The following is a 13,597-nucleotide window of genomic DNA, read 5'->3' as shown; positions in this document are numbered from 1 at the left end:
CATCTGGGTAGGAACACCGGGTGACGGCTCTCACCGGCGACGACCGCACCCTCGCTGGCCGGTACCGGCTCGGCGGTCGGCTCGGCCAGGGCGCCATGGCGGAGGTGTACGACGGGCTCGACACCCGCCTCGAGCGGTCGGTCGCCGTCAAGGTCCTGCGGGCCGATTCGGTCCTCGGCCCGGAGGGCCGGGCCCGCTTCGCCAGGGAGGCCAAGGCGGCGGCCCGGCTCTCGCATCCGCACTCGGTGGCCATCTACGACACCGGGACCGACGGCGACGTGGCCTACATCGTCATGGAGCGCCTCCCTGGCACGACGATGGCCGACTACATGCGCGCCGGCCCCCTGCCCCTCGACTGGGTGGCGACGATCGCCGCCGACGTGCTCGACGCGCTGGGCGCGGCGCACGCCGCCGGCCTCACGCATCGCGACATCAAGCCCGGCAACATCTTGATCACCCCCGACGACCGGGCGAAGGTCGCCGACTTCGGCATCGCGAAGCTGGCGGACGGTGAAGGGGACCTAACTGCCACCGGTTTGGTCATCGGGACCGCCGCCTACCTCCCCCCCGAGCGCATCGACGGGCACGAAGCGTCCCCCCAAGGGGACCTCTACGCCCTCGGAGTCGTCCTCTACGAGGCGCTCGCCGGGCGCAAGCCGTTCACTGGGGAGTCGCCGCTCGCGGTCGCCTACGCGGCGCGCCACGGGCAGCCGCCGGACCTGGGGCGTCTCCGGCCGGACCTGCCGCCGGCGATGATCGACGCGGTCGCCACCGCGATGGCGCCCGACCCCGCCGACCGCTTCGCGACCGCCGGCGACATGGCCGCGGCGATACGGTCCGCGGCGTCGACGCCCCCCGCCGAGCAGTACCAGCCCACCGCGATCCTCGGTGGTGTGGCGGCTGGTGGCTTCGCCCGCCCGGGACCGGAGGCCACCGCGGTGCTCCCCGACACGCCGCGACGGGTCCAGCCCCCTCCCGACCTGCGGCGGCGCCGGGTGACGGCAGCCGCAGTGGCCGCCGCGGTGGTGCTGGCCGCGCTGGTAGCGGTGCTGGCGACCCGGCACTCGCCCCAGTCCGCTCGAGCCTCGACGACCACCCGCCCCAAAGCGGCGGTGGCAGCGGCGGCACCGACCACGGCTCCCGCCACGACGGTGCCCTCGACGACGGCAACCGCGCCGCAGCAGACCACCGCGGTCACCGCCCCCGCCGCCTCGGACCCGCAGGCCGCGGCCCTCCAGGCGGCCGCCAGCGCGCTGGCCAACAGCGGCGGTGATGGAGCCCAGGCGGCGCAGATCCTCGACCAGGTGGCGTCCCTGCCAGCCGACCAGCGAGCCGCGGCGGCGGCGGTCGCGGAAACCCTCCTGCGGGGGCTCTACGCCAGCGGCGGGCTCACCCAGCAGCAGTATCAGCAGGCCCTGGCCCCGCTGGTGGCGATCACCGGTACGCCCACCGGTACGGCCACCGCCCCGACCCACCACGGTAAAGGGGACCACGGTGGGGGGTGAGGGCGCTGGAGGCTGACAACAGCACGGTCGCGGCGGCCTTTGAGCGCATCGCCTACCTGCTCGAACGCAGCCGGGAGCCGACGTACCGGGTCAGGGCGTTTCGCACCGCGGCGGCCGCGGTGCGCACGGCGGGCCCGGAGAGGGTCGCCGACCTCGTCGCCCGAGGCCGCCTGACCGACCTGGCCGGTATCGGTCCGAGCACGGCCAAGGTCGCTGCAGAGGTGTTGGGCGGGGCGGTTCCGGCCTACCTCCAGCGGCTGGAGGACAGCGCCGAGCCGGAAGGGCCGCAAGACCGGGCCACCGCCGAGCTGGTCGGAGCGCTGCGAGGCGATCTGCACGCCCACTCCGACTGGTCCGACGGCGGCAGCCCGATCGAGGAGATGGCCCGCGCCGCGGCCGACCTCGGGCACGCCTATCTGGCCATGACCGACCACTCCCCGCGCCTCACGGTGGCCCACGGACTCGACGCCGGGCGTCTCGAGCGCCAGCTCGACGTGATAGCGCAGCTCAACGCCGCCGGCGCGGGGGTGTGCGTCCTCACCGGCATCGAGGTGGACATCCTCGAGGACGGGTCCCTCGACCAGACCGACGAGCTTCTCGATCGTCTCGACGTGGTCGTGGCGTCGGTGCACTCGAAGCTGCGGATGGACCACGACGCCATGACCGAGCGGATGGTCGTCGCCGCGACCAATCCGAGGGTGGACGTCCTCGGGCACTGCACCGGCCGGATCGTGGTCGGCAAGGGTCGCCCGCCGTCGAGCTTCGACCCCGACGCCGTCTTCGAGGCCTGCGCCCGCAACCGCACCGCGGTGGAGATCAACTCCCGGCCGGAGCGCCTCGACCCGCCCGACGAGCTGCTGCGAGTCGCGAACGGCGCCGGGTGCGTGTTCAGCATCGACACCGACGCCCACGCGCCGGGCCAGCTCGAATGGCAGCGCTACGGGGCGGCCAAGGCCGTCGCCGCCGGTATCCCCGCGGCCCGGATCCTCAACACCGGGCCCCTTGAAGACATCCGCGAATGGGGCGAGATGTGACCGCTGAAATCGCTCAAGGCATCCCATCTGGGTGCCGATACGGACATTGTGCGTCCTGCACCGTGGGTAGCCCGTCGACCGGCCCCCGGCGGAGCAGGCAGAGCTACTTCCGGTTTGAGGCGAAGGTCCCTTCAGGGGTTTTTCGGGCTCGCTGCGGCGTTTGTGCTGCTCATCGTGGCCCATCCGGTGGTGGCCGTCCCGACCGCCGACGCTGCTTTCGTGTTCCCCGACGCATGCCCGTCGGGGATGGTGAAGATGGACGCCACGAGGCCGACCGGGCACGCCGACCACGCCAGACGGTACCGGGATCCCGCGATCGCCGGCGCCCAGCACGAAGCCGCGGTCCCCGCAGCGAGGTGGGGCCACGCCAGTACGACGGCGTGCCAGATGAACGTCTACCGGGGGCGCCCGACGACCACCAGGCCCGAGCGCGCCACGACCACCGCGCCGCGGCCGACCGCCACCGCCACGCGGCCGCCGGCTACCACCGTCCCCCGGCCGAGCACCACCGCCCCCCGATCGGCCGCTCCCACCGCGCCGCGATCGACCGTCACCACCGTCGCGCACCCCACCCCGACGACCGACGCTCCCGCACCGATCACGGTCTCCGGTCCCCAGCCGCCCGCCCCGGCGTCTCCTCAGCCGCCGGCGCAGGTCGCGCCGCTGATCGTCCCCGCGGCCGCCAGGGTGCCTGCAGCGACCGCCACCACGACCGCGACAGCGGCGACGGTCGGGTCTGTGCCGCGAGGAGCCCTGTCGCCGGCGGCCCCCGCCGGGGACCACACGGCGTCGGGCCCGGCCCCGCACCAGGCGGTCCCGGACTACCGCCGGACGATCATCCTGGCGTCGGGCGCCGGGCCCGGGCCTTCCCTCTCCGCGGCCACCGACCTCGGAGTGCCGATCGTGTTCGGGGCCCTGGTCTCGCTTTTCCTTCTGGTGCAGTACGTCCTCGGCCGGCGCGACCCGCGGCTGGCCGAGGCGCCGGCTAGAGGCGACGAGGACAGCGTCCCGTTCGAGTGAAGGACCTGGCTCGCAACCTCCGCCGGCCGTCGGGCCGAGCCGACCTACCCAGCCTGGAAGAGCGACTCGGGCTGCTACTCCTCGTGCGGCTGGGGCTGGTGCTCGCCGTGCTCCTGGCCACCGGGCTGGCGTCGAAGCAGACCGGCCTGACCTTCCTGCAAGCGGCGGTGCCGAGCGGGGTGTTCATGGCGGTGACCGTCGCAGCGGAGCTCATCGGCCGGGTGGGGCGGCGCGCCGCGCTCGCCGCGCACCGCACCATGCTCCCGCTCGACGCCATCTACCTGGTGATAATGACCGTCCCCGCCGGCGGCCCGCGCAGCCAGCTGATGGTGCTGTTCTACCTGCACCTGGTGGCCGTCACGCTCCTCGGCAGCGCCCGCAGCGCGCTGCGGATCGCCTTGTGGGACTCGTTCCTCTTCACGTTGGTGCCGATCCTCGGTCTGGCGTCGCGCGTCGGCCAGCTCCTCGGAGTAGCCGACGTCCAATCCCCGCTCGCGGCCGACACCGCGCTGGCGATCATGGGCTTTTGGGCGATCGCCTTTTGCACCGCTGGGTTCTCGATGGTGAGCGAGCGGGAGCTGCGCCGCAACCGCAACGAGCTCGAGGCGCTCGCGGTGATGACCGCCGCGCTGGAGGCGGCGTCGGACGCGGACACCGCCAGGCGCCTCCTGCTCGCCCACACCGTCGGGGCTCTCGGCTTCAAACGGGGTGTGCTCATCGTGCCGGGCGGATCGTCGCTGGTCGCCGCCCAGGCCGCGCCGGGTGAACCGGCCGCCATCTCCGAGGCGCCCGACGTGCGCTTCCCGCCGAGCGCCGACTCGACGGTCCAGCGGGCGCAGGGCGAGCACGGGGTGCTGGCGTTGAGCCACCTGGACCGTCAGGGCGACCCGTTCACCTCGGCGCTGCTCCCCGATGCCCGCAACGTGGTGGTCACCGCTGTCGGCGCCGGGCCGGAGGCGCCGGTCCTCATCGTCGAGCACGGCGGGCGGCTCGTCGGGGAGCGCCTGGCCCGGCGCACCATGCTCATGGTCGGACAGTTCGCGTCGCATGGCATGCTGACCCTGGCCGGCATCCAGGCGCTGGCCGACCAGGAGCGCCTAGCGGCGGTGGACGGGCTGACCGCGCTGGCCAACCGGCGTCAGTTCGACGCCACCCTCACCCGGGAGGTGGCTGTCGCCAGGCGGCGCAACGAGCCCCTCACGCTGGTCCTGATCGACATCGACCACTTCAAGGCGGTCAACGACACCGCCGGCCACCTCGCCGGCGACGAGGTCTTGAGGAACCTGGCCCGGGCGCTGCGAGGCGTCTGCCGGGAGATGGACCTCGTCGCGAGGTACGGAGGCGAGGAGTTCGCGCTGGTCCTGCCGTCGTGCGACGCCGAGGCCGCGCTCAGCGTCCTGGCCCGAGCCGACCGGGCCATCCGGGCCGAGCCGGCGCTGCAGGGGATCACGATCAGCTCCGGCGTGGCGACCCTCGTCGAGCACGCGGAGGACGACGCCGGGCTCATCGCCGCCGCCGACCGGGCGCTCTACGCGTCCAAACGGGCCGGCCGCGACCGGGCGACGGTCGCCGCGCCGGTCATCTCCACCCGGGGCCGCAGCAGCCGCTGACGCTAACCCGCGGCGTGCGGAGGGAAGCCGGAGAGGATCTTGGCCAGCGCGACCGGGGCGTCGCCCTGCACGCTGTGGCCGGCCTCTTCGACCCGCACGACGCTGGCATGCCGGGCCCGCCGAAGCAGCTCCGCCTCGTCGTCGTCGTCGACCACCGACTGGGGTCGCATGCCCCGCACCAGCAGGACCGGCACATCCAGCTGGCCCACCTGCTCCCACAACCGGCCGTAGTCGGCCGGCGCCGCGGTCGCGCCGAGAGGCGACGCGAACCGGCGGTAGCGCCACACCCAGGTGCCGTCTGGCTGTTGCTGCGCGTTGTGCAGGATCCCCCGACGCAGCGACGACACGGTGCGGGTCGGGTTGAACTCGACGGTTCGAGCCAGCAGCTCGTCGAAGCTGTCGAAGGACTCGGGCCCCTGCACGAACGCGCTGATGGCCGCGGCCTTCTCCCGGTTGACGCCCGGAGTGATGTCCACCAGCACCATTGCTCTCACCAGGTCCGGGTGAGCGGCCGCCAAGGCGATGGTGGTCAAGCCGCCGAGGGACATGCCGACCACCGCCCGGGCGCGAGGCGCCAGCCGGCGGATGACCGCCGCTACGTCCGATGCGTTTCCTTCCACCGCCAGCGCGCCTTCGGGGCGGGCGCCGGGGCCGTCGGAGTGGCCGTGGCCGGGAAGGTCGACGGCGAGCAGCGGCTGGCGCAGCGCCAGCGCGACGGTGTCCCAGGTGTGCGCGTTCTGGGCGCCGCCGTGCAGCAAGACCAGCTCCGGCTCGCCGTCGCCCCACTTGAGGGCGCTTAGGGAACGGCCGGGAGCGACCTCCACCGCGACGCGCTCCACTACCGGCGGGCCGTCCCAGGCGAGCCCGGCCTCGGTGGCGTTGTCGCGGAAGTAGGCGAACTCGTCGTAGGCGACCAGGTCGGGCATGGCCCGATCTTGCCAGCCCGGTCCCGGGTCGCGCCTCAACCCGACTCGATGGCCTGGACTGCCAGGCGGGGACCGAACCGGGGGGCGGTGACCCCCGCCGATTCGATCAGCCGGGTCACCCGTCCCCGCTGACCGCGGTAGGGCTCCAACAGTTCGAGCATCACGTCGTCGTCGCCGCGGGGGATCCCGGCCAGCGCCCACGCCACGTGGTCGGGGAGGTGATAGTCGCCGACGCTCACCGCGTCGGGGTCGCCGAGAGCGACCCGGCTGACCTCGGCGACGGTCCAGGGGCCGACCCCGCGCAACGCGGCCAGCCGGCGCTGCACCCCGCCGCGGTCGCCTCCGGCCAGCTCGTCGATCCACCCGGCGCGGGCGCACGCGCCCCTGATCGTCTCCTCCCGCCGTCGCTCCACCCCGGCGCGGTGAAACGTCCACGTCGGCGTGGCGGCCAGCACGTCAGGTGCTGGTGGGAGACGCAGGCCGGGCGGCCCGGGGGCCGGGGCGCCCAACTGGTCGGCCAGGCGCTGGTAGCTGCGCCTGGCCTGCACGCCGGTGACCTTCTGCTCGAGGACGGCCGGGACCAGCGCCTCGGTCACCGCCAGCGTCGCCGGCAGCCGCAACCCGGCCAGCCTGCGCTGCAAGTCCCGCAAGCGGGCCCGGCCCGGGCCGCCTCCGGGCCGGGCCAGCATCGCGGCGAGCGGCGACGGGTCGTCGTCCGCGCCGGTGAGGTCGCGTACGTGCTCCAACGCCCACCCCGCGCCGGGGCCCCACGCCCGAGCCTCGAGCCGGGACCGTCGGTCGTCGACCCAGAGGCGCACCGACGCCGGGCCCTCAGGGGTGCGCGTCGCCCGCCACGCCACCGGCCCCTCGAAGATCGTGCAGCGGTCCCTCGGCCCCCGCCGCAGCGGGCCGAGCGTCCGGCGCAGATCGAGGGGCCCGGCCAGCGGCTCGCTTCGCGCCGCGGGAGCGAGGGCAGCAGCGGGCATCACCGCCACCGTAGAGCGGTGGGCAGGCTAACTGGGAGACGCCAATGACCCGGTGTGGCAAGGTGTCCGGCCGTGACATCGCTGATCGACGACCTGCGCTGGCGGGGTCTGGTCCACCAGATGACCGACGACCGCCTCCTGCCCGAGCTGCTGGCCGGCGGGCAGGTCACCGGCTACATCGGCTTCGACCCGACCGCCGACTCCCTCCACGTCGGCCACCTCCAGCAGATCCTGCTCCTCCGCCGGCTGCAAGACGCCGGGCACCGGCCGGTCGCCCTGGTCGGTGGCGGCACCGGCATGATCGGCGACCCGGGCGGCCGAAGCGAGGAACGCAACCTGCTCGACGAGGCCACCCTGACCGCCAACCGGGAGGGGATCCGCGCCCAGCTCGAGCGGTTCATGGAGTTCGGTGCCACCGGCGCCATCCTCGAGGACAACGTGGCCTGGCTCGGGACCGTCGGGCTGCTCGAGTTCCTCCGTGACGTCGGCAAGCTCTTCACCGTCAACGAGATGGTCCGCAAGGACTCGGTCCGCACCCGCATCGAGGGCCGCGACCAGGGCCTGTCTTTCACCGAGTTCAGCTACATGCTCCTCCAGGCGTGGGACTACCTGCAGCTGTTCGACCGCCACGGCTGCCGGTTGCAGCTCGGGGGAAGCGACCAGTGGGGCAACATCACCGAGGGCGTGGATCTGGTCCGCAAGCGCCGCTCGGCGCAGGTGTTCGGGTTGACCTCACCGCTGGTGCTCAAGGCTGACGGCACCAAGTTCGGCAAGTCGGAGACCGGCACGGTGTGGTTGGACCCGGCCCGGACGTCGCCCTACGCCTACTTCCAGTTCTGGCTGCGTACCGACGACGCCGAGGTCGGCTCCTACCTCCGACGGATGACCCTCCTGCCCCGGGACGCGATCGCCGCCCTCGACGAGGCCGCGGCCGCGCACCCGGAGCGCAGGGAGGCGCAGCGGGCCTTGGCCCGCGAGGTGACCACCTTGACCCACGGCGCCGCGGAGACCGCCCGCGCCGAGCAGGCCGCCGCGGTGTTGTACTCGGAGGACATCGCCGCCCTCGACGAGGCGACGCTGGCCGCCGCCCTCGAGGACGCCCCCACTGCGTCGATCACCCCCGCCGAGCTCGACGGGGGACTGACGGTCATCGACGCGTTGGTCCGCAGCGCACTGGTCCGCTCCACCAGCGAAGCCCGCGCGATGCTGGCCCAAGGGGCGGTCTACGTCGCCAACCGGCCCGTGGCCGACAACCGCGGGCTGGAGCCGGCCGACGCCCTCCACGGCCGCTTCGTGGTCCTGCGCCGGGGGAAGCGGGCCATGGCGGTCCTGGTGGTCGCCCGCTAGGCCAGGTAGCGCTTGAAGCCGGCGTGGCTGGCTTCGAAGCCGTGGCGCAGGTAGAAGCGGTGGGCGTCGGGCCGGGCGACGTTGCTCGTCAGCTGCACCCGGTAGCAGCCGGCGGCCGCCGCTCGGGCCACCGCCGCCTCGAGGAGCACCGACCCGATCCCTTCGGAGCGGCGCCCGGCTGTCACGTGCATCGACTCGATCTCGGCGCACAAGCCGCCCCGGTGCTGCAAGTGTCGCAGGATCATCAGCTGGCACATCCCGACCACCCGGCCGTCGAGCAGCGCGACGAGGACGGTGGCCGTCGGGTCGGCGGTGATCGCCTCGAGGGCCCGGGCGTAGGGGGCCAGGTCAGACGGGTCTTCCTTGACCGTCAGGGACCCCCCGACGAGCAGGTCGACGAGGGCTGCGACATCGCCGGCGTGAGCGTCGCGGATGGTGACGGTCACGACTGCGGGGCCAGCGACGCGGCGATGGCCGCCGCGATCTTGGCCGCCTCCTCCGGGGTCTCGTAGCGGCCTCGGGGCCAGAAGAACCCCCGCAGGCCGTCCTTCCGGCGCCTGGGCACCACGTGGAGATGCACGTGGGCCACGCTCTGGCTGACCTCGTCGTTGAGGGCCAGGAAGGCGCCGTCGGCCCCGACGGCGGGTCGCAGCGCGGCTGCTACCCGCCGGCCGACGTCCCACACCGCGGACGCGGTCGCCTCGTCGAGCTCGGCCAGCGTCGCGACGTGACGGCGGGGCACCACCAGCGTGTGCCCCGGGAACAGCGGTCTGGCGTCGAGGAAGGCGATCACGTCGGCCTCGTCGACCACGAGGTGTCCGGGTGCGTCGCCGTCGCGGATGCGGTCGAAGATGCATTGGGCCATGTCCGGCCCAGCGTCGCGCGACGATGCTTGGATGGCCAACGAGTCGACACCCGTAGCGCTTCACGGCGGTCTCCCCGAGACGGTCCTCCCGCCGGCACCCCCGGAGGCGGCGGCCGCGCTGGCGGCCGCGTTGAGCGCGCCAGAGGGTGAACGGCGCGCCGCGGTGAGCGCGGTGGTCGCCTCTGACCCCAAATACCTGGAGGCGTGGGCCGCGCTGGCGGAGCTGGCCGCGGCCGCCGGCGAGACCGTCGAGTCCTACGCGTACGCCCGGGTCGGGTACCACCGGGGCCTCGACGCGCTCCGTGCCGCGGGCTGGCGGGGATCGGGGTACGTCCGCTGGGACAAGCGCGACAACCGCGGCTTCCTGCGGGCCCTCGACGCTCTGCGGGCCGCGGCCGGCGCGATCGGCGAGGACGAAGAGGAGGCCCGCTGCGCGTTGTTCTTGGTCCAGCTCGACCCGGACTGGTCGCGCCGCGAAAGAGCGTGACCAGCTCTGAGCGGCGCTGCGGGGAGGGCACCGCAGCCCTCGACGAGCACGTGGACCGCGTCGACGGCGGCCCCGCCGCCCACCGCTGGACGCCCCGGCCTGCCCACACCCGCCGAGGGGACCCTCCCCTCGAGGAGGTCACCGCCCACCGCGTCGGCGACCCCGATCACTGGCACCTGGTCACCTACGGCCTGAGCGAGCTGCACCGGCCGGATCCCGCCGACGTGGTGGCGCAGGCGCCCCCCGGAGACCCCGACGCCGCACTGTCGGGCTGGGGTTTCGAGCTCACTTTGCGCCTGGCCGGCTCCGACGAGGAGCCGCTGTGGGCCGTCGATCTGCTCACCAACCTGGCGGCCTACGTATGGGCGGGGGGTCATCCGTTCGCGGCCGGCCACCACCTCGACCTGCGCGGCCCGATCCGGCTCGACAGCGAGTCGGCGCTCACCGCGGCAGTGGTGGTCACCGACCCCACCCTCGGGGTGATGGACGGCCCGTTGGGGACCGTCGAGCTGCTCCAAGTCGTCGGCTTGACCGCCGACGAGCTGGAACTTTGCCGATCCTGGAGCACCGACGCGGTCGTCGACCTGCTGGCCCGGGACAACCCGCTGCTCGTCACCGACATCGCCCGCCGATCGGTCCTCGCCGACCCCGGCATCGCCGGCGAGGTGGCGGCCCGGGCCAGGGCGGACGGCAGCGAGCTCACCGAGCTGCGGGTCGCGACCTTGGCGTGGCACCGCGCCCGCTTCGGCCGGAGGGCGGTGGTGGAGATGGGCTCGGGCACCGCCGCCGCGTTAGGCCCGGCGCTGCGCCGGGAGCTGGTGGCGCCAGGAGCCGCGTTCTCGGTGGTCGGCGACGAGATGACGGTCCGGTTCGTCGTCGCCGACACCCCCGGATGGCACGGCGAGGGGCCGCTGCTCGTCGTCGACGTGCCCCCCGAGGAGGTCGACGGCGTGGCCGGGCTGTTCGACGGACGGGCGGGCTGGGGCAGCCGGCCCGCCCTCCCTGGGCTGCGGGTGCACGTGAAGGCGTGACATGACTGCTTCGATGGCGGCCGGTGTGGCTACTGTCGTCTGGTGCCCACCGCTGCAGAGGGACCGGTAGGTCCGTTCCCCCCGGGCGTCGACCCCGCCGAATACGACCGGCTGCGGCGCCGGGTCCTCTGGAGGATGCCGACCGGGCTCTACCTTCTCGGCAGCCGCAGCGGCGACGCCCGCAACCTGATGACCCTCAACTGGGCCACCCAGGTCTCCACCGACCCCAAGCTGGTGGCGGTCAGCGTCGAGAAGCCGGCGCTCACCCACCGCCTCGTCGCCGAGGGCGGGGTTTTCGCGCTGTCGATCCTGGCCCGGGCCGAGCGGGCCGTGGTCCGGGCGTTCGTCAAGCCGGCCCAGTGGGACGAGGACTCTTCCGCGCTCAACGGGCACCGGGTCCGCGAGGCGCTGACCGGCGCCCCGATCCTTTCCTCCGCTGCGGCCTGGGTCGACTGCGAAGTCCGCCACACCCTCGACTGCGGCAGCCACAGCCTCTTCGTCGGGGAGGTGGCGGCCGCAGGCGAGGCCGGCGACGCCGACGTCGAGATCCTCCGGATGGAGGACACCCGGATGAGCTACGGCGGATGACCGAGCGGCGACCCACCGCGGCGGCCGGCCGGGCCGGCCATCGCCGGTATGCTCCCGCTGAAGGAGGTCCGATGGTTGCGCCGGCACCCCCGAACGCAGGACGGGAGCACATCCGACGGGCGATCGCCGACTACTCCTCCACCCGCGACCCGAGGGCCCGCGACACCGTCGTCGCCGCGTACCAGGGTCTGGCGTACTCGCTGGCGGCTCGCTTCGCCCAGCGCGGCGAGGAGCTCGACGACCTCAACCAAGTGGCGCTGATCGGGCTGCTCAAGGCCGTGGACCGCTTCGACCCCGACCGCGGCGCGGAGCTGACCACGTTCGCCACCGCGACCATCCTCGGCGAGCTGAAGCGCCACCTGCGGGACCGGGGATGGTCGGTGCGCCTGCCCCGCCGCATCCACGACCTGCACCTGCGAGCCCAGCAGAGCATCGACGAGCTGACCCAGGAGCTGGGCCGGAGCCCGACCCTGGCGGAGATCGCGGCGCGCATCGAGTGCCCCGTCGAGGACGTCGTCGAGGCCCTCGACGCCGGCGGGTTCCGCCACAACGCGTCGCTCGAGGCGCCGTTGTCGCCGGGGGAGGACACGTCCCTCACCAGCCGTCTAGGCACCGGCGACCAGAACCTCGCCGAGGTCGACGGGCGGGTCACGTTGAGCCCGCTCCTGGCCCGCCTCCCAGAACGCCAGCGCCAGATCCTCAACCTGCGTTTCGTGGTCGGCTGCAGCCAGACCGAGATCGCCAGCATGGTCGGAGTCAGCCAGATGCAAGTGTCCAGGCTGCTGTCGCGCAGCCTCACCCAGCTGCGGGCGTGGGCGGTCGAGCCGGCGTGACCACCGCCGCCTCCCTCCTGCTCGCGGTGCCAGCACCGCGGCTTGTGTCACCGCTCGGCGTTCGGGCGTGGTGAGCACCGCGGCGACGCCGGTACCCGAGCCGATCACCGACGCCTCCGCCCTGACCGACTTGATCAGCATGCTGCTCGGCGTCGAGCGCTACGGCCTCGACACCGAGTTCCACCGGGAGCGCACCTACTGGCCGCGGGTCGCGCTGGTGCAGATCGCCTGGCCCGCCCACGGCGGGATCCCGGCGGGCACTGCTTTGGTGGACCCCCTCGCCGTCGACCTGGCCCCTCTCGCCGAGGTCCTCGCCGGTCCGGGCACCATGGTCGCCCACGCCGCCGAGCAGGACCTGGAGGTGTTGGAGCTGGCGTGCGGGCGTGGCCCGTCCCGGCTGTGGGACACGCAGGTGGCGGCCGGCTTCCTCGGGCACGGATCGGCGTCGCTGTCGGCGCTGTCGTCGCGCTACCTCGGCATCGAGGTGGCGAAGGGCGACCGCCTCACCGACTGGAGCCGCCGCCCGCTCAGCGCCTCCCAGCTGTCCTACGCGGCTTCCGACGTCGACCGCCTCCTCGACCTGGCTGACGCCATCGAGGCCGACCTGGCCCGTCGAGGCCGCTCCGAGTGGGCCGCCGAGGAGTGCGAGACGGTTCGGGTCCGTTCGCACGGTCCGGGCGACCCGACCAAGGCCTGGTGGAAGCTGCGCGACGCCCGCCAGCTCCGCGCCGCCAGCCGGGGGGTGGCGCAGGAAGTGGCGGCGTGGCGGGAGATGCGGGCCCGTACCGTAGACATCCCGATCCGCCAGGTCCTTCCCGACCTCGCAGTGCAGGCCATCGCCCACAACCCGCCCCGCAACGCCGAAGCCCTCGGCCGCATCCGCGGCCTGGACCCCCGCCACATCCGGGGCAGCGCGGCCGAGGGGATCCTGGCCGCGGTGGAGCGAGGCCGGCACCTGACCGCGGAGCAGATCGCCGTGCCGCCCACCGACGAGGTGCCCCGCGAGCTGCGCCCGGCGGTGGCCCTGGCCGCGGCGTGGCTGGCTCAGGTGGCACGAAACGAGGAGGTCGACGCGGCCTTGTTGGCGACCCGCAGCGACCTCGCCGCGTACCTGCGGGGAGATCCCACCGTCCGCCTGGCCCGAGGCTGGCGGGCAGCGATGGCCGGCACCCATCTGCGATCTCTCGTCGAGGGCGGCGCCGCCTTGGCCTTCGACGGCCGCGGCGGGCTGCTCCTAGAGGAGCGGTCCGGGCGCCCGCTGCGGGCCGAACCGGCCTCGCTCGAGCCCGACCAGGTCGGCGCCGGCGAAGACTGAGCCGTGTCGGCGCCGCACGCTGACCGTGCCGGCGCCGCAGGCTGACCGTG

General features: G+C 73.9%; 14 protein-coding genes. 10 read left to right on the top strand and 4 right to left on the bottom strand.

From position 1 onward, the window contains the following. The first annotated feature begins 20 nt into the window (after nt 1-20). The 4 genes from K6U06_RS11005 (at nt 21) to K6U06_RS10990 (ending at nt 5,169) form a co-directional block, all read left to right on the top strand. Nucleotides 21-1,505 carry a protein kinase domain-containing protein gene (locus K6U06_RS11005; RefSeq protein WP_262321972.1) on the top strand — a complete coding sequence of 495 codons (1,485 nt, stop codon included), beginning with the start codon at nt 21-23 and terminating at the stop codon, nt 1,503-1,505. Then, nucleotides 1,502-2,539, top strand: a complete 1,038-nt coding sequence (locus tag K6U06_RS11000) for a PHP domain-containing protein (RefSeq protein WP_262321971.1) — start codon at nt 1,502-1,504, stop codon at nt 2,537-2,539. The genes K6U06_RS11005 and K6U06_RS11000 overlap by 4 nt, the downstream gene beginning before the upstream one ends. A 174-nt stretch (nt 2,540-2,713) precedes the next feature. Next, entirely contained in the window at nt 2,714-3,559 is an 846-nt protein-coding gene (locus K6U06_RS10995; RefSeq protein ID WP_262321970.1) for a hypothetical protein, read from the top strand. After that, nucleotides 3,556-5,169 carry a sensor domain-containing diguanylate cyclase gene (locus K6U06_RS10990; RefSeq protein WP_262321969.1) on the top strand — a complete coding sequence of 538 codons (1,614 nt, stop codon included), beginning with the start codon at nt 3,556-3,558 and terminating at the stop codon, nt 5,167-5,169. Before K6U06_RS10995 ends, K6U06_RS10990 begins: the two co-directional genes overlap by 4 nt. 2 nt (nt 5,170-5,171) lie before the next feature. Here the strand turns inward: K6U06_RS10990 and K6U06_RS10985 are convergent, their stop codons facing one another. Further along, nucleotides 5,172-6,095: an alpha/beta fold hydrolase gene (locus tag K6U06_RS10985; protein ID WP_262321968.1), complete on the bottom strand. Its 924-nt coding sequence runs from the start codon at nt 6,093-6,095 to the stop codon at nt 5,172-5,174. A 35-nt stretch (nt 6,096-6,130) separates the two neighbouring features. Next, nucleotides 6,131-7,081 carry a DNA-3-methyladenine glycosylase family protein gene (locus K6U06_RS10980; RefSeq protein ID WP_262321967.1) on the bottom strand — a complete coding sequence of 317 codons (951 nt, stop codon included), beginning with the start codon at nt 7,079-7,081 and terminating at the stop codon, nt 6,131-6,133. 72 nt (nt 7,082-7,153) lie between these two features. On the opposite strand from K6U06_RS10980, the gene tyrS reads away from it, so the two are divergent. After that, complete coding sequence (tyrS, locus tag K6U06_RS10975) at nt 7,154-8,428, top strand: tyrosine--tRNA ligase (RefSeq protein ID WP_262321966.1); 1,275 nt, start codon at nt 7,154-7,156, stop codon at nt 8,426-8,428. On the opposite strand, the gene K6U06_RS10970 is transcribed toward tyrS, so the two are convergent. Together K6U06_RS10970 and K6U06_RS10965 are read right to left on the bottom strand one after the other, a co-directional pair. After that, the gene (locus K6U06_RS10970; protein WP_262321965.1) at nt 8,425-8,874 is read right to left on the bottom strand and encodes a GNAT family N-acetyltransferase; all 450 of its coding nucleotides are present in this window, start codon (nt 8,872-8,874) and stop codon (nt 8,425-8,427) included. The two genes, tyrS and K6U06_RS10970, sit on opposite strands and share 4 nt — an antisense overlap. Next, the gene (locus K6U06_RS10965; RefSeq protein WP_262321964.1) at nt 8,871-9,293 is read right to left on the bottom strand and encodes an HIT family protein; all 423 of its coding nucleotides are present in this window, start codon (nt 9,291-9,293) and stop codon (nt 8,871-8,873) included. The genes K6U06_RS10970 and K6U06_RS10965 overlap by 4 nt, the downstream gene beginning before the upstream one ends. A 31-nt stretch (nt 9,294-9,324) precedes the next feature. Here K6U06_RS10965 and K6U06_RS10960 point away from each other — a divergent pair, with 31 nt between their 5' ends. From K6U06_RS10960 to K6U06_RS10940, 5 genes are all read left to right on the top strand, one after another. Further along, the gene (locus K6U06_RS10960; protein WP_262321963.1) at nt 9,325-9,780 is read left to right on the top strand and encodes a DUF3151 domain-containing protein; all 456 of its coding nucleotides are present in this window, start codon (nt 9,325-9,327) and stop codon (nt 9,778-9,780) included. Beyond that, entirely contained in the window at nt 9,777-10,811 is a 1,035-nt protein-coding gene (locus tag K6U06_RS10955) for a suppressor of fused domain protein (RefSeq protein ID WP_262321962.1), read from the top strand. Before K6U06_RS10960 ends, K6U06_RS10955 begins: the two co-directional genes overlap by 4 nt. Before the next feature lie 42 nt (nt 10,812-10,853). Continuing rightward, a complete protein-coding gene (locus tag K6U06_RS10950) occupies nt 10,854-11,399 on the top strand; it encodes a flavin reductase family protein (protein WP_262321961.1) in 546 nt (181 codons plus the stop codon). A 71-nt stretch (nt 11,400-11,470) separates the two neighbouring features. Further along, nucleotides 11,471-12,232: a SigB/SigF/SigG family RNA polymerase sigma factor gene (locus tag K6U06_RS10945; protein WP_262321960.1), complete on the top strand. Its 762-nt coding sequence runs from the start codon at nt 11,471-11,473 to the stop codon at nt 12,230-12,232. 67 nt (nt 12,233-12,299) lie between these two features. Continuing rightward, entirely contained in the window at nt 12,300-13,547 is a 1,248-nt protein-coding gene (locus K6U06_RS10940; RefSeq protein WP_262321959.1) for a ribonuclease D, read from the top strand. Nucleotides 13,548-13,597 lie beyond the last annotated feature (50 nt).

It is taken from the genome of Acidiferrimicrobium sp. IK, assembly GCF_025499425.1.
Taxonomy (GTDB): domain Bacteria; phylum Actinomycetota; class Acidimicrobiia; order Acidimicrobiales; family Palsa-688; genus Acidiferrimicrobium.
This window is presented reverse-complemented; position numbering and strand designations above follow the sequence as displayed.